At 53.8% G+C, this 15,211-nt stretch carries 14 protein-coding genes and 1 rRNA gene; 9 read left to right on the top strand and 6 right to left on the bottom strand.

The features are described 5' to 3' along the window. Positions 1-29 precede the first annotated feature (29 nt). The 3 genes from EDB95_RS17265 to EDB95_RS17255 form a co-directional block, all read right to left on the bottom strand. Positions 30-311 carry a DNA-directed RNA polymerase subunit omega gene (locus EDB95_RS17265; protein ID WP_246073720.1) on the bottom strand — a complete coding sequence of 94 codons (282 nt, stop codon included), beginning with the start codon at positions 309-311 and terminating at the stop codon, positions 30-32. A gap of 28 nt (positions 312-339) precedes the next feature. Continuing rightward, the gene (locus tag EDB95_RS17260) at positions 340-1,164 is read right to left on the bottom strand and encodes an outer membrane protein assembly factor BamD (protein ID WP_133995276.1); all 825 of its coding nucleotides are present in this window, start codon (positions 1,162-1,164) and stop codon (positions 340-342) included. Positions 1,165-1,516: 352 nt separating this feature from the next. Then, entirely contained in the window at positions 1,517-2,926 is a 1,410-nt protein-coding gene (locus EDB95_RS17255) for an OmpA family protein (RefSeq protein ID WP_162852656.1), read from the bottom strand. Positions 2,927-3,354: 428 nt separating this feature from the next. On the opposite strand from EDB95_RS17255, the gene EDB95_RS17250 reads away from it, so the two are divergent. The 5 genes from EDB95_RS17250 (at position 3,355) to EDB95_RS17235 (ending at position 8,676) form a co-directional block, all read left to right on the top strand. Then, positions 3,355-4,320 (top strand): polyprenyl synthetase family protein, encoded by a 966-nt coding sequence (locus tag EDB95_RS17250; protein WP_133995272.1) that lies wholly within the window; start codon positions 3,355-3,357, stop codon positions 4,318-4,320. 14 nt (positions 4,321-4,334) lie between these two features. Continuing rightward, positions 4,335-6,044 (top strand): single-stranded-DNA-specific exonuclease RecJ, encoded by a 1,710-nt coding sequence (recJ, locus tag EDB95_RS17245; RefSeq protein ID WP_133995270.1) that lies wholly within the window; start codon positions 4,335-4,337, stop codon positions 6,042-6,044. A 189-nt stretch (positions 6,045-6,233) separates the two neighbouring features. Next, on the top strand, positions 6,234-6,989 hold the full coding sequence (locus EDB95_RS27340) for a hypothetical protein (RefSeq protein ID WP_162852655.1): 756 nt from the start codon (positions 6,234-6,236) through the stop codon (positions 6,987-6,989). Positions 6,990-7,321: 332 nt separating this feature from the next. Then, positions 7,322-7,927 carry a sensor histidine kinase gene (locus EDB95_RS27335; protein WP_162852654.1) on the top strand — a complete coding sequence of 202 codons (606 nt, stop codon included), beginning with the start codon at positions 7,322-7,324 and terminating at the stop codon, positions 7,925-7,927. Next, a complete protein-coding gene (locus EDB95_RS17235) occupies positions 7,924-8,676 on the top strand; it encodes a LytR/AlgR family response regulator transcription factor (RefSeq protein WP_133995266.1) in 753 nt (250 codons plus the stop codon). The genes EDB95_RS27335 and EDB95_RS17235 overlap by 4 nt, the downstream gene beginning before the upstream one ends. Here EDB95_RS17235 and htpG read toward each other — a convergent pair. Next, positions 8,660-10,513 (bottom strand): molecular chaperone HtpG, encoded by a 1,854-nt coding sequence (gene htpG / locus EDB95_RS17230; RefSeq protein WP_133995264.1) that lies wholly within the window; start codon positions 10,511-10,513, stop codon positions 8,660-8,662. The genes EDB95_RS17235 and htpG overlap by 17 nt on opposite strands. A gap of 178 nt (positions 10,514-10,691) precedes the next feature. Here htpG and rpsF point away from each other — a divergent pair, with 178 nt between their 5' ends. The 4 genes from rpsF to EDB95_RS17210 all read left to right on the top strand — a co-directional run bounded on the left by rpsF (position 10,692) and on the right by EDB95_RS17210 (position 12,240). Then, entirely contained in the window at positions 10,692-11,048 is a 357-nt protein-coding gene (gene rpsF, locus EDB95_RS17225; RefSeq protein WP_133995262.1) for a 30S ribosomal protein S6, read from the top strand. Between the two features lie 2 nt (positions 11,049-11,050). Further along, on the top strand, positions 11,051-11,317 hold the full coding sequence (gene rpsR / locus EDB95_RS17220) for a 30S ribosomal protein S18 (RefSeq protein WP_133995260.1): 267 nt from the start codon (positions 11,051-11,053) through the stop codon (positions 11,315-11,317). 10 nt (positions 11,318-11,327) lie between these two features. Further along, the gene (rplI, locus tag EDB95_RS17215) at positions 11,328-11,774 is read left to right on the top strand and encodes a 50S ribosomal protein L9 (protein WP_133995258.1); all 447 of its coding nucleotides are present in this window, start codon (positions 11,328-11,330) and stop codon (positions 11,772-11,774) included. Positions 11,775-11,871: 97 nt separating this feature from the next. Beyond that, positions 11,872-12,240: an RNA recognition motif domain-containing protein gene (locus tag EDB95_RS17210; RefSeq protein WP_133995256.1), complete on the top strand. Its 369-nt coding sequence runs from the start codon at positions 11,872-11,874 to the stop codon at positions 12,238-12,240. Positions 12,241-12,349: 109 nt separating this feature from the next. Here the strand turns inward: EDB95_RS17210 and EDB95_RS17205 are convergent, their stop codons facing one another. Together EDB95_RS17205 and rrf are read right to left on the bottom strand one after the other, a co-directional pair. Beyond that, positions 12,350-14,662, bottom strand: a complete 2,313-nt coding sequence (locus EDB95_RS17205) for a GH92 family glycosyl hydrolase (RefSeq protein WP_133995254.1) — start codon at positions 14,660-14,662, stop codon at positions 12,350-12,352. Positions 14,663-15,131: 469 nt separating this feature from the next. Beyond that, positions 15,132-15,211, bottom strand: a 5S ribosomal RNA gene (gene rrf, locus EDB95_RS28075); the annotation flags it as partial.

The following is a 15,211-nucleotide window of genomic DNA, read 5'->3' as shown; positions in this document are numbered from 1 at the left end:
TGTTTCGTTACATAAGGGCCTCACGGCGCCTAGCTAAACAGGTCGTTATCGTTCTTCCTGTAGTAGATCTTGTTCTCCAGGAATTCCTGGGTGGCAAGCAGCGCCGGGTTCGGCATCCGCTCATAGGCCTTCGATATCTCGATCTGCTCCTTGTTCTCGTGTACTTCTTCAAGGCTGTCCGTATGGCTGGCGAATTCCTCCAGCTTGCTGTGCAGCTCTTCCTTGATCGCGATATTGATCTGGTTAGCCCTTTTGGCTACAATGGCGATAGACTCATAGAGGTTACCCGTCTTATTTTTGATGTCTATCACGTTCCTTGTTTCAGCAACGTTGGGAGTATTAGCTCCCAGCTGCCTCCTTAGCTTGCTCATATTGCAGGGCTTTTATTAAATTTTGAGAATCTAAATTATACTTCTTTGCCTCGTTCAGAAACTTCGACTCGGGAAAACGGTCCGCCATATCCCGGTATTCCGTTTCCACCAGCTCGTAGCGCTCCTTCTGCTTCCACTCGACGCTGATCTTGGCAAATTCAAAATCGGATTTGACCACCATCAGCTTGTAAAAATCCCCTTTCGGAGAGTCGGGGTAGTCTTCCAGGACCTGGGCAAAAGTAATTGCCGCCGCCCTGAAATACCCGATGTTGAAATACAATTGCGCCGCCTGCTCTTCTTTCGTTTCGAGCTTCTGACGGCAAATATCGATGATGCTCCCGGCTTCCTTCACCCTGGGTGAGGTGGGGTGCATGTTGATGAATGCCTGCATGGCGCCCATCGCCTTTTCCGTATTGCTCTGGTCCAGCTCCACTTTCGGGGACTGTTTGTAGTAGCAATAGGCGCGCATAAAGTCCACTTCCTCCACCATTTCACTCTTAGGGTAGGATTCGATGAACTGCTTGAAGATTCCCTCTGCGCTCAAATAGTCCTGTTGATAATACGCGCAGTAGGCATACTTATACAACATGTTCTCCGCTTCCTCCGTCCCCTTGTAGATGGGCAGCAACTCTTCAAACAACTGCTGGGCGAAATTGTACTTCTTCTTCACATAGTACTGCTCCGCCATCTTCAATTTATAGCTATAGTCATTGCTCTTCTGGACCCTGGAGAACTGCGAACACCCGAGGATTCCAAATACCGGTAATAACAACAATAGCCAAATGCGCTTCATAAAGGACTGCAAAGTTAAGGTTTTTGCCAAAAATGCCGGGAAAAATGCTCTCCACCAAATTTCGGCCTCTAAATCTTTCCCAAATCGCCCCCAGCCGCTCGCCTGGCATCTCTGCCCAGGCCTTAGGCCTGTGCGCCCGGGGGAGGGTAGGTAGGCTTTTTCCCCCTTTTCCTCCGGTAAGTGAAGCGATTCCCGTCGTTCAAAGCCCCGGAGGAAAAGGGGGAAAAAGCCTACCTACCCTCCCCCGGGCGCGCGTGCCGCTGGACATACCGATATGGGGACATACCGATATGGGAAAAGAAAAGCCCCCGAAACCGGGGGCCTTTCCTATAATCGATTCTAATCGTAGAGACTAGAGACCGGAACGCAGGTCGATGGTGTGAACGTCGCCTTCGCCACCGTCGTATTGAGGAATCACGCGATCACCGCTGATACCTTCTTTTTCGATCAGGTAGGTCTTGATGGCGTCAACACGCTTCTGGTTCAGGGCCTGGGCTGCTTTGTTGGCAGCGGGGTGGCCGGCCAGGGTTACCTTACAGTTCGGGTTGTTGCGGAGCTGGGCGGCAACGTCGGCGAGGAGGGCCTTGGCAGCGGCGTTGATTTCAGCAGTCTTACCCTTGAAGGTGATCGAGGGCAGGCTACCCAGGGCGCAGGTCGGAGCAGCAGGCTGGATGTTTTTGCAGCAAGCAGGATCCGGGCACTTACCGACACCGTCAGCGTCAACCGGCTGGCAGATCGTCGGAGTGATCAGTTCTTTATCCTTGTAGTCAGGAACACCGTCACCGTCCGTATCGCGGGATACACCGTGAGAGTCAACGGGAGCACCGGCGGGCGTGTTGGGTTCTTTGTCGAATTGGTCGGTCACACCGTCGCCGTCAGCATCAGGCAGGATCGGCGTCGGGATCTTCATGTGCTTGGGGGCGTTCAGCTCGTTGTACGCATAATCCAGCGGGTTCCACCACCACAGGGGTTCTACGTGCGTAGCTTTCTTGCCGATGTTGATGTTCAGGCGCAGCGACGTGTAGTTGAAGGCGTCATTGTGGCCGGTGTTCACACCATCCAGGTAAGGATCGAAAGCATCGGTAACCTTGTCCTCGATGGCGAGGTTCCACTTCGGAGAGATCTTATAGGCAAACCCGGCGCCGAAGTCGAGGGCGTGACGGATCGCATACGCTTTCAGGAGACCAACCGGAGGACGGTTGCCACCATTGACGCCAATCTGGTTGTAGTTACCGCTACCGATCAGGTCTTTCAACTGGGTGCGGATGTTCTTACGAGACTGGCTGGGGTCGATGGAAGCGAAGTTGTAGGTACCGCCGCCTTTGGGAACGGCGTTTACATCAACGTCCGTAGCCAGCAGGGTATAACCGCCCAGGATGTAGAAGTTGGTCTTTACCTTATCGGAGTAGAATTTGATGTTGTTCAGCGTCATGATACCGTCAACAGACAGCATGTGTGTCTTGGTGCGGTAGTTGGCGTAAACGACATTGTTGCCATAGGCAGCTGCCCAGATACCGCCGATGGAGTTACCGGTGCGAGGCCTGTAATCCAAACCATAGGCGAAGGAACCGGTGTATTCAGCACGAATGGAGAAGGTATGACCCAGTGACTTGCGCACCGAGATGCCACCACCGAAGCCCGGACGGGAAGGGATGGAGCCGATGATCATCATGTGACCAGCGCTCAGACCCAATTCCCACTGATCCCGCGGCTTTGCCGGGAATGCGTACTGATTGTTGAGGAACTCATTTTGTTGAGGCATCCTCTTGGAAGGAATTTTGGAAGAATCGCGCCAGTCGTAGGCCGTGCCCTCCTGTGCGAAGGCGCTGGACGCTGCCAACAGCAGCAGACCCGCCGCCAGTGAATACTTTTTGCTTGCCATAGTAAGTGTTATTGGTTTAGATTTTGGTGTAATTCTAGTTAGTTGTTGCCACAAAAATAGACATTGGGTTTTAAATACCAAATTTTTTTAATCCCAGTTTCAGGGTATGGAGCACCGTTATTGGCGCCGGTAAACCAGGAAGTTATACCACTAGACCGCTCCCGTTCTTCAAAAGTTGCATGGGGTGCCAAATTTTATTTAGCAACATCTGTACCATAAGGTTTATGTATCGTAAATTGCCCTCTCGATAAGGCGCGATAATGCGCCTCCGGCGCCCGCCCGAAGGGGCAGCCGCCACTCAACACACCATGGAACTGACCAGAAAGCTCATACAGGAGGAACTCGCACTTTTTGAAACCAAATTCAATGAATCTGTTCAAAGCCGGGTTCCGCTGCTGGATAGGGTTATGCGCTATGTGATCAAGCGGAAAGGCAAGCAGCTCCGGCCCATGTTCGTATTCCTCTGCGCCAAGGTGACAGGCGCTACTGTGGGTGAAAGCACCTACAAAGCCGCAGCTTTTGTGGAATTATTACACACTGCATCCCTGGTACACGACGACGTTGTCGATGAATCTCTTGAACGAAGGGGCTTTTTCTCCATCAACGCCCTTTGGAAAAACAAGATAGCCGTGTTGGTAGGCGACTATCTCCTGGCTAAGGGGATGTCCCTGGCCACGAGCGAGCACGACTATCGTGTCCTCCAGATCCTTAACGTAGCCGTCCAGCAAATGAGCGAAGGTGAACTTCTCCAGATGGAAAAGGCCCGGAACCTGAACCTAAAGGAAGACGTTTACTACGAGATCATTCGTTGTAAAACGGCGTCCCTGTTGAGTTCCGCGTGTGCAGCGGGCACATATTCCGCTACATCAGACCCAGAGCTGACGGAAAAGATGCGCCTTTTTGGAGAAAATGTCGGCATGGCCTTCCAGATCAAAGACGACCTTTTCGACTATGGGAACGAGGACGTCGGCAAGCCCACCGGCAACGACATTAAAGAGAAAAAGCTGACCCTTCCCGTCATTTATGCCCTGAACCGGGTCGATACCGCCACCCGCCGCAAAATGATTTACATCCTCAAAAACGAAAACCGGCGCAAAGAGCAGGTGGCTTATGTGATCAGGGAAGTCACCAAGGCCGGTGGTATCGACTACGCCCGGAAACGGATGGAAGACTACCGGGATGAGGCCCTGAGGATCCTGTATACGCTTCCCCCCTCCCCCATCCAGGGTGGCCTGGAAGACCTGGTCAGGTATACTACGGATAGAAAGTACTGAAAAAAGGGCCCTGCATGGAGAAGAAATGGAAAGTACGGCCCGCCGATAACGCCGCGGTCTCCCGTCTGAAGGATCAGTTGCACATACATCACGTGCTTTGCGCGCTCCTGGTGCAACGAGGCATCGATACCTTCGACGCGGCAAAGGCCTATTTCCGTCCCAGCCTGGCCGACCTGCACAGCCCCTGGCTCATGAAGGACATGCAACGCGCCGTAGACCGTCTTACCGAAGCCCTTTCGAGGGGCGAAAAAATCCTCGTCTATGGTGACTACGACGTAGACGGTACGACATCCGTGGCTTGTCTTTACCAATTCCTCAAACAACAGCACGACCCCGTGGACTACTACATCCCCCACCGTTACCGGGAGGGATACGGCATTTCCCGGGAGGGTATCGATTTTGCACGGGACAACGGGTTTACCCTTGTCGTTTCCCTGGACTGCGGGATCAAGTCCGTGGACCTCATTACCTACGCCCGGGAATTCGGCATCGACTTCATCATTTGCGACCACCACCTCCCGGACGACGTACTTCCCCCGGCTGTCGCGATCCTTAACCCCAAACAGGTGGATTGCCCCTACCCCTACAAGGAGCTGTGCGGGTGCGGCGTCGGCTTCAAGCTTCTCTCCGCCCTTTGCGAAGCCTGGGGCCTTCCGGAGGATACCGCCGAATACTACCTCGACCTCGTGGCTACCGCCATCGCCGCAGACATTGTCCCTATTACGGGGGAAAACCGGATCCTCGCCTACTATGGTCTAAAGCGGGTCAACGAGGCGCCGTCACCCGGCATTGCCGCCCTCATCCGGTTGAGCGGTCTGGACAAAACCCTCCACATCAACAGCCTCGTTTTTGTCATCGCGCCCCGGGTCAATGCCGCCGGGCGCATGGACGACGCCCGGAAGGCCGTGCAGCTTTTTATCGAGAAAGACCCGCTGCGTGCGACCGCCTTTGCCGAGATGCTCCACAACGACAATTCCGAAAGAAAGGATGCCGATCTAAATATCACCAAGGAAGCCCTGGCGCTGATCGAGTCCGACCTGGACATGCAGGAGCGGAAATCCACCGTAGTATTCCAACCACACTGGCACAAAGGCGTCGTTGGCATTGTCGCATCCCGTCTGATCGACCGGTATTACCGCCCCACGATCGTGCTCACCCAATCCGGCGACATCATCGCCGGCTCCGCCCGCAGTGTAACCGGTTTTAACGTATACGAGGCCGTCCATCGCTGCAGGGAATTGCTGATCGGATATGGAGGGCACTTTTACGCGGCCGGTCTCACCATGGCCAGGGAGAACGTCGAGGCCTTTTCTGCGCTTTTTGAAACGGTGGTATCCGAGTCGATCACGGAGGATATGCTGACGCCGGAATTGTCCATCGATGCGGAAGTTGCCTTCCCTGACCTCGTGCCCTCGTTTTACAACATCCTTTGCCAGATGGAGCCCTTCGGCCCGGACAACATGCGCCCTCTTTTTGTGGTGCGGCGCGTCATTGATCAGGGGTACTCCAAGATCGTAAAGGAAGATCATATCCGTTTCGTCCTTCGCCAGGGCGACCAGGTCTTTACCGGTATCGGTTTCAATATGGCCGCGAAGTTCCCCCTGCTCGCCGGCTCGACGCCGGTGGACGTCGTTTTCACCCTCGACGAGAATGAATGGAACGGGGAAAAAAATCTACAACTCAAGGTCATCGACGTGCGCCGGTCGGAAGACGCTTTCACATAAAAGGCCGCCGGATTCACATATCGATCCCCATGCTACAGGATACACGGTTAATTTCGGTACAAACATACAGCCATGCGAAAAATATGCTTACTGATATGTCTGTTCAGCGCAACGACTGCCCCATGGGCTCAGACACCCAACCGTACCCCTGAGGAAATAAGGCGGGACAGCCTGGCGACCCTAGAGTACATGAGACTCTATCCGGAATGGTACCGGTTCAACCGGATGCCCTTTATCCTGGAGGATTCGAGCGCCATTATCCAAGGATTTACAACGTCCCTGAGGTTGCGGAACAACTACGTTGTCGATTCCATCCACAATAACTTCCACACCAACATGCCCGATACCACCACGGTAACCCCGTATTCCTCCATTTCCGTGGGTGGACCAAGGGTTACGATTTCCTATGAAAACGGTGTAGTAGGGATGGAATTAGGCCGCGCGAAGATCGTACCATACACCCTAGAGGGGATGAGAAAAGATTCGCTTCGCTTCATGAGTGGTGATACCATGGCACGGGGTGCGTACATGTTTTACCGCGAACCTGAACCGCAGTTCCGGGACACATTCTATGTCCGTCTTACACTAAACGGCCGTCTACTATACGACTGGAAGCCTCTCCCGAGTTTGCCCGCCACCTTTTGTAAAGGCACCGAGACCTATGTACTCCGGGGAGAACAAAAATATCCCCCCATGCCCTTCACCGGCTACGGCTACGAGTACCTTATTTGTGACACGACCCTGAATGTACATGACCAATTGCTTGTGGAGATCAAAGAAAGCAGACGAAACTGGATGGTCGGCCGGTACAATTTTACGCGGGTGGCGACGGCGCCACAGGCCGACGCACTTCGGATCACCAGCGAGGACGGGCGTACTGCTTTCGTCCCCCTCCAGGAAAAAAAAACTTTAGCCTCGGCCCCGGTAACCAGGACTTCTCGCTGAAGTTCTCGATTCCGCCCGGTCTCAGCCCCCCGGACATCGAATACCAGTTACACAGGGCGACCGCCCCCGGTCAGGATAGCCATGAAAAAGATACCCTTTGGCGGACGTTCCCCTCGGACACGTCCGCCTTTCCATTACATGCCCCCAGGGGCCACGCTTACGACCTGCGCCTGCGTTATCGCTTTCAGCCCGAAACAGAGGCCCATTACATTATCCTGGTTAGCCCGTATTGGTGGCAGTCCACCTGGTTTCTGGCTCCCTTCATCACAAGCCTCGGCATCGGGGTGATCGTCCTGTCCTTTTTGACCTATCGTCGTGAAAAACGCCGCCAATTGGGCATAAAAGAAGACCAGAAACAGCAGGCGGTGCAGGCCCTCCACTCCGTCCAGGCCCAGCTCAACCCTCATTTTATTTTCAATGCACTGACGTCCATCCAGGGGCTCGTTAACCGGGGGGATACAGACGGTGCCAACCAATACCTTTCGGCGTTCAGCATCCTGATGCGCAATACGCTGACAGACCATGACCGCCTGATGGGCCCGCTGGAGCAGGAACTACAGGCGATGGAGACCTACCTTAGCCTCGAACAACTCCGTTTTCATTTCCAGTTTTCCGTCGTAAGCGAGCCCGGCCTGACCAACCTGGAGATCCCCCGGCTCCTGCTACAGCCCGTCGTTGAAAATGCCGTCAAACATGGCGTATCCTCCCTGCGCGAACAAGGCGTCATCCGCATCACGGCGGCCGCCCGGGAATCCGATCTGCTCATCTCCATCCGCGACAACGGCCCCGGCCTCCAGGGCAACGGCGGCAACGGCTATGGCCTCCGCCTGACAGCCGACCGCATTCACCTGCTGAACCAGCTTTACCCGGCCACCCCCATAGCACTGGAAAGCGCCGGAACCACGTTTACATTTATCTTTAATAAATGGCTGGCATGATCCGCGCGGTAATCGTCGACGACGAGCCCGGCAACGTACAAAACCTCGTCCAACTCCTGGAACGGCATTGCCCGGAAGTCGCCGTGTCCGGGACGGCTTATGACGCCGCCCACGGGAAGACCGTCATCCTGGAACAAAGGCCCGACCTTGTTTTTCTTGATATTTCCATGCCCGGCGAAAGCGGCCTTGACCTCCTCAAAAGCTTGCCCGCCCCCGAATTCGACGTCATTTTCGTCACCGCGTTTCACCAATATGGCATCCAGGCGATCAAATTATCCGCCCTGGACTACCTGCTCAAACCTATAAACATACAGGAACTCCGGCACGCGGTATCCAAAGCCCTGGCCAAAAACGACGGGCGCCGCCAGCAGGCCCTTTTGGAAAACCTCGTCCACCTGCTGCAAGACCGGCAACAAATGGAAAGCCACCGCATCGCCCTCCCCGGGGCCAAAGAAACCCGCCTGGTCCAGCCGTCCCGGATCATCCGTTGCGAGGCCTCGAACAATTACACGACTTTCTTCCTTCAGGGCAACGAAAAAATTGTTGTCTCCAAACCCATTTTCGAATACGAAGAATTGCTCGGTGGCTATGGCTTCATCCGCTGTCACCAGTCGCACCTCGTCAACAAAGCGCATATCCGGAGTTGGATAAAAGAAGATGGCGGGTATCTCCTGTTAGAAGACAACACCGCCATCCCTGTATCCCGTCAAAAAAGGGATCTGATCCGATCCATTATGGCTCCAAAATGATTTTACTTTTTTTCTCCCCGCTCATCAACTCCACACTTCTTTGTATAAACGCCGTCAGCTCATTCCCCTTGAGCAGGCCTTGAGATAAAAGTGCCAGGTCTGCCAGGTTGCGCACCTGTTTGTTCCGGTGTTCGGCATCGTTATCGGCGAAAAGTTGTTGGTAGACAGGGTGGTTCCCGTTGACGGTCAACGTCACCTCGTCGGGCATATTCGCATAAAAACCGGCCATACCACCGCCGCCGACAGCGGCCATGTCCTTCATCCGGCGCATAAATTCCGGCCGTGTCGCCACCACCGGGGCCGAATCGGGGCTTAGACCGTGGATCTCCACGGTGATGTGCTGGTCAGGCACCTGGCTGGCAAACCATTCTTTCAGGGACGTTTCCTGGTCACCAGAAAGTATGCTATCGCCCTTTTCCTGGCGGTCGATCAGGTTTTCGACGATGTCCGCATCCACGCGGGTGAACTGGACATTCTCCCACCGCATCTCCATATTGTTGATAAAGGCGGCGTCCACCAGCGTCTCCGCCTTAACCACCACAAAACCCTTGGCCTGGGCCGCTTGTATATAGGCGTCCTGTTGCACGGGTTGGGTCGTATAGAGGATGACGGTCTTGCCCTCCTTGTTCTTTTGGAGCGCCTCCGTTTTCTGCTTATATTCTTCCAGTGTATAGAACGTACCCCCGCGGGCGTCTTCCATGATGAGGAACTCGTTTCCTTTTTCCATGAACTTATCGTCCGTCATCATACCATACTTGACAAACAACCCGATCTGCTCCCATTTCCCCTCGTATTCCTTCTGGTCCGTGCGAAACAGTTCTCCCAGCTTGTCCGCGACCTTCTTCGTGATATAGCTGTTGATCTTGCGTACATTGGGGTCCCCCTGGAGATAGCTCCGGCTGACGTTGAGGGGGATGTCCGGGGAATCGATCACCCCGTGCAGCAGCATGAGGAATTCCGGAACAATGTCTTTCACCTCGTCGGTCACAAACACCTGGTTCGAGTACAGCTGGATCTTGTCCTTTTGTATTTCGTAGCTGTGCTGGATCTTGGGGAAATAAAGGATCCCCGTCAGGTTGAAGGGATAGTCCACATTCAGGTGGATCCAAAAAAGCGGCAGTTCGCCCGCCGGGTACAGCTCTTTATAAAAATCCTTGTAGTCCTGGGGCGTCAGCTCCGACGGCTTTTTGGTCCAGGCAGGGCTTGTATTGTTGATCTGTTTGCCCTCAAACCAAATAGGCACCGGCAAAAAGCGGCAAAACCGTTCCAGGATGTGCCGGATGCGGTCCGCTTCCAAAAACTCCTGGCTATCCTCGTTCAGGTGCAGGATAATGTCCGTGCCCCTGCCGGCCGCTCTTTCCGCCGGTTCCAAAGTAAATTCCGGGCTGCCGTCGCACTCCCAGCGTACCGCCGGGGCGTCCTGGTAGCTCTGGGTCACGACCGTCACCCGGTCACTGACCATAAATGAACTATAAAACCCCAGGCCAAAATGACCGATGATATTGGCCTCGTTTTGTCCCTTGTATTTATTGAGGAACTCCTCCGCCCCGCTAAAGGCTACCTGGTTCAGGTATTTGTCCACCTCCGCTTCCGTCATCCCGACCCCCCGGTCCGAAATCGTCAGGGTCTTGTTCTCCTTGTCGATCGACACGTCGATGCGCAGGTCCCCCAGGTCGCCCTTGGCCTCGCCCAGGCTGGAAAGTGTTTTCAGCTTCTGGGTGGCGTCCACCGCATTGCTCACCAGCTCCCGGACGAAAATATCATGGTCGCTATACAGGAACTTTTTGATGATGGGAAAGATGTTTTCCGTTTGGACGCGTATCGTACCTTTTTGCATGTCGTATTTTCGTTTAGGGGAACCCGGGACAAACCCAATGCCAAGCATGACACCCTGACAGTATGGCAATGGAGCCATATTTGACCACGGCCATTAAAAAGCCCTGATTTGGCGCGGATATACGGGAAAAACGCTACCTTTGCTGCCCCAATTATTTTAAACCAAATACAGGGATATTATGCAGAATTACGAATTGATGGTGATCTTTACCCCTGTGCTTTCTGAAGACGAGTTCAAAACCGTCCAGAAAAAATACACCTCCTTTATTGCCGAAAACGGCGGGGAAGTGGTGCACGAAAATCCCTGGGGCCTGAGATCACTGGCGTTTCCGATCCGCAAGAAGACCACCGGTCTTTACTGGGTCGCAGAATACAAAGCGCCATCCGACTTCAATGAGAAGCTGAAAATCCAGCTTCTGCGTGACGAACAAAGCATGCGTCACCTCATCGTTAAGCTCGATAAATACGCCGTCGAGCACAATGAAAAAAGAAGGAACGGCGCATTTTCCACCCCTAAAGACAAAGTGGAGGCTTAACTATGGCAAAGAGCAACGAGATCAAGTACCTCACGGCGATTAAGACCGAAAAACGCCAGAAGAAGTACTGCCGTTTCAAACGGTATGGCATCAAGCACGTGGACTACAAGGACGTCGAGTTCCTGAAAAAGTTCCTCAATGAACAAGGTAAAATGCTGCCCCGCCGCATCACCGGTAACTCCCTGAAGTACCAGCGCAAAGTGGCCGAGGCTGTGAAAAAAGCCCGCGAGATGGCCATGTTACCTTATGTAACTGATCTTTTAAAGTAAGGAGAACGTCATGCAAGTCATTTTAATAAAGGATGTAAACAACCTGGGCGGTGTCAACGAGCTCATTACCGTAAAGAACGGATATGCCCGTAACTTCCTCATCCCCCAGAAGCTGGCTGTCGAGGCCAACCCCGGCAACCTGAAAATGCTCGAAGAGCGTCAAAAACAGCAGAAAAAGCGCGAAGAAAAGATGCTGGCCGAGATCAACAAGGTCGTCGAAGTCCTCAAGGCTTCCCCGATCAAGATCGGCGCCAAGACCGGTACTTCCGGCAAGATCTTTGGATCCGTTACTTCCGTTCAGCTGGCCCGTGCCATCCGGGAAGAGAAGGGCTACGATATCGACCGTCGCAGGATCCATATCCTGGACGAGGTAAAGGAACTCGGCACATATAAGGCAAAAATTGACTTTGGGGGCGGGAAGGAAACGGAGCTGGAATTCGAGGTAATTGGGGAGTAAAAAAAATATAGCCTTTTCCCCGATTTCACCTAACTTTAGATTGTTATGCTGTATTTATTCATCCAGCTAACAATGATTCACTTAAATTTTTTGTCAAATGAACCTTTATGTTGCGAATCTTTCCTGGGGCATCTCTGAGGAAGATCTGAAAAATGTTTTTCAACCCTACGGCGCGGTGACTTCCGTAAAAATTGTTACCGACAGGGAAACTGGCCGTAGCAGGGGCTTTGGATTTGTCGAAATGGAAGATGAAAACGCGGGCCAACAGGCTATTGCTGGGCTGAACGATACGGAACTCCAGGGTCGTAAGATCGTTGTAAAAGAATCTTTCCCCCGTCCTCAAAATAATTCCTCCTTCAAGCGGGGCAACTCCGGTGGAGGTGGTTATGGTGGTGGCGGTGGCTATCGCAGGGGTGGTAACTCCGGTGGTGGCTACGGTGGCGGTGGCGGCCGTTACGATCGCTAAGGTTATCCCATCAGGAAAAACATTGATCCCCCAAACAGTAGTATTTGGGGGATTTTTTTTGTCCATTCGTTGTCATATAAGACCAAAAAAAGGGGCCGCAGCCCCTTTTTTAATGCCCTGCGCTGAATGAGTATGGATAATCCGCCGGATTTTGCCCCCTGGCCTTATTCGGCTGGCCCTGCATATCAAAGTGGATCACCGTCCCCTTTTCCAGGTCGAAGTGATTAAAGTATTGCCTGGTATAAGGCTGGCCATTCACCGTCACCTTATTCACATAAATGTTTTCCTCGCTGTTCGCCGGCGCCTCGATCACCACCTGCTTCCCGTTTTCCAGGCTCAGCGTGATCTTCCGGAAAAGCGGCGCTCCCATCACATACTGAGGCGTACCCGGGCAAACGGGATACATCCCTAACGCAGACCACACATACCAGGCGGAGGTCTGTCCATTGTCCTCGTCCCCGCAATAGCCGTCCGGAATTGCCTTGTACAGCTTGTTCATGGACTCGCGGATCCAGTATTCTCCTTTCCAGGGCTGTCCCGCGAAGTTGTACAGGTACAGCATGTGCTGGATCGGCTGGTTGCCGTGTGCATACTGCCCCATATTGACGATCTGCATTTCGCGGATCTCGTGGATCGTAAAATGGTAGTACGAATCGTCGAAGATGGGCGGCAGCTTGAAGACCGAATCCAGCATCTTCCCAAACATTTCCCGGCCCCCCATCAGGTTGGCCAGCCCCGTGATATCATGGAATACACACCACGTCCAATGCCAGCTATTGCCTTCGGTAAACGCGTCCCCCCATTTGTAGGGGCTGAACGGACTTTGGAAGCTGCCGTCCTTGTTCCTGCCCCGCATCATCTTCGTTTCCGGGTCGAACACATTGCGATAGTTCTGGCTCCTTTTGGTAAACCGGTCGATTTCGTCCTGTGGCCGGTGCAACGCAATCGCCAGCCTGGAAATCGTAAAGTCATCATAAGCGTATTCCAGCGTCCTCGCCGTATTCTCCTCTACACCCACGTCATACGGCACATACCCCATGGCGTTATAGTATTTGACCCCGAGGCGCCCCACCGAACTCAGCGGTCCTTCATTCTCGCTGTTCTTCAGGATCCCCTGGTACAGCGTATTGATGTCATACCCCCTGATGCCCTTGAGATACGCATCTGAAATAATGGAGGCAGAGTGCGACCCTACCATACAATCCCTATGCCCCGGGCTTTGCCATTCCGGAAGCCAGCCGCTTTCCTTGTACGCATTCGCCAATCCCTCCATTACCTGCGCATCATGCGTGGGATACACCAACGTGAAAAACGGGAAAACCGCGCGGAACGTATCCCAAAAACCGTTGTCCGTATACATATACCCCGGCAACACCTTCCCGTTATAAGGGCTATAGTGCATCACCGCGCCGCTGGCATCCAGTTCGAAGAATTTCCGGGGGAAAAGGAGCACCCTGTATAAACAAGAGTAAAATGTTTTCACCTGGTCAACCGTACCGCCTTCCACGGCGACTTTTTTCAATTCCACATTCCACGCCGCCTTTGCCTTCCGTTCCGTCGTCGCAAAATCATCCCCGCCAATTTCCCGTTTCAGGTTCAACTCCGCCTGGTCGTAGCTGATAAAAGAAGAGGCCACCCTGAGATGGATCTGCTCCCCTCTTTGGGTCTTAAAACCCAGCACCGCACCCACGTGTCCCGCCTCATACTCCAGCGTATCCTTGGCCAGCATTTTATCATGCCAGGTCGCCGCAAAAGTGAACGGCCGGTCTACATAGATCACGAAATAGTTCTTGAAATTCTCCGGCACCCCCCCGCTGTTCATCGTCGTATACCCGATGATCTTGTTCTCGGAAGGAATCACCTTTATATAGGAACCCCGCTCAAAGGCATCCACCACGATAAACGAGCTATCGGATTCCGGAAACGTCATCCGGAACTGCGCCGCCCGCTCCGTCGGTGTAATCTCCGTCGTCACGTCCGCGTCCGCGAGGTATACACTATAATAATAAGGCCGCGCGTCTTCCGCCTTGTGCGAAAACCAGCTCGCCCGGTCATCCTGGTCAAACACCAGGTGCTTCGTCACCGGCATGATCGCAAACTGTCCATAGTCATTGATCCAGGGGCTCGGCTGGTGCGTCTGTTTAAACCCCCTGATCTTGTCCGCCTGGTACACATACCCCCAACCGTCCCCGATCTTCCCCGTCTGCGGCACCCAAAAGTTCATCCCCCAGGGCAACGCAATCGCCGGATACGTATTCCCATTCGACATCGAAGGTTTCGAGGTCGTCCCCATCAAAGGGTTGATCCAATCCACCGGATCATTCACCTTCCCCACGCTCCGCGGGATCGTCTGTGCACCGGCCACCGCCGCCGCCAACATCAACCCCGCCACAGGCAAACATTTCAGCATTCTTTTTGTCATGTCAGATTTTTTAGCGCCTCCCGTTCGTCGCCGCATTCCAGCGCGCCGCCCATGTCGCCGCCCCTTCATCGCGCTCCGCCCGTTCCGGCAAAAACGATTAAGCAATTTACAGCGGCTTAAATTACAAAAAAATCACCACCCCAATTCACAACAGATGTTAAACGGCTCCGGCTGAGGTCCGAAGGGGGCGCCCGCCGCCGGCGTTCGTCTGCGGTCCGGGCCTTGCGCTCCCCCTCACAGGGGGTACCAGGGGCGCAGCCCCTGAAGGGGTCCGGGGCAAAGCCCCGAAGGAGGAGGTCCGGAGGGGCGCAGCCCCTCAGAAGGGGGATTACAAAGGGGGCGACGCCCCCTTTGTCGCAACGCATATGAGTAATTATGGGTTTTGGCCCGATCCTTTAAGTTCTCAAACTAAAGGATCGGGCCAAAACAAAAAAAGCCACACGCGAATGCGTGCGGCTTTTTTTAATAATTACGGCAGCTACCTACTCTCCCGCATTTTGGTGCAGTACCATCGGCCATGAGGGGCTTAACTTCTCTGTTCGGTATGGG

The sequence above is a fragment of the Dinghuibacter silviterrae genome, from assembly GCF_004366355.1.
In the GTDB taxonomy this organism is placed as follows: Bacteria; Bacteroidota; Bacteroidia; order Chitinophagales; family Chitinophagaceae; genus Dinghuibacter; species Dinghuibacter silviterrae.
The sequence above is the reverse complement of the archived record's forward strand: the minus strand, read 5'-3'. Positions and strand labels throughout refer to the sequence as shown.

Coding starts and splice junctions, on each gene's coding strand:
- EDB95_RS17260 (WP_133995276.1), bottom strand. CDS start 1,164: ATGAAGCGCATTTGGCTATTGTTGTTATTACCGGTATTTGGAATCCTC.
- EDB95_RS17210 (WP_133995256.1), top strand. CDS start 11,872: ATGAACCTTTATGTTGCGAATCTTTCCTGGGGCATCTCTGAGGAAGAT.
- htpG (WP_133995264.1), bottom strand. CDS start 10,513: ATGCAAAAAGGTACGATACGCGTCCAAACGGAAAACATCTTTCCCATC.
- EDB95_RS17205 (WP_133995254.1), bottom strand. CDS start 14,662: ATGACAAAAAGAATGCTGAAATGTTTGCCTGTGGCGGGGTTGATGTTG.
- EDB95_RS17250 (WP_133995272.1), top strand. CDS start 3,355: ATGGAACTGACCAGAAAGCTCATACAGGAGGAACTCGCACTTTTTGAA.
- rpsR (WP_133995260.1), top strand. CDS start 11,051: ATGGCAAAGAGCAACGAGATCAAGTACCTCACGGCGATTAAGACCGAA.
- EDB95_RS17255 (WP_162852656.1), bottom strand. CDS start 2,926: ATGCCTCAACAAAATGAGTTCCTCAACAATCAGTACGCATTCCCGGCA.
- EDB95_RS17235 (WP_133995266.1), top strand. CDS start 7,924: ATGATCCGCGCGGTAATCGTCGACGACGAGCCCGGCAACGTACAAAAC.
- recJ (WP_133995270.1), top strand. CDS start 4,335: ATGGAGAAGAAATGGAAAGTACGGCCCGCCGATAACGCCGCGGTCTCC.
- EDB95_RS27340 (WP_162852655.1), top strand. CDS start 6,234: ATGAGACTCTATCCGGAATGGTACCGGTTCAACCGGATGCCCTTTATC.
- rpsF (WP_133995262.1), top strand. CDS start 10,692: ATGCAGAATTACGAATTGATGGTGATCTTTACCCCTGTGCTTTCTGAA.
- rplI (WP_133995258.1), top strand. CDS start 11,328: ATGCAAGTCATTTTAATAAAGGATGTAAACAACCTGGGCGGTGTCAAC.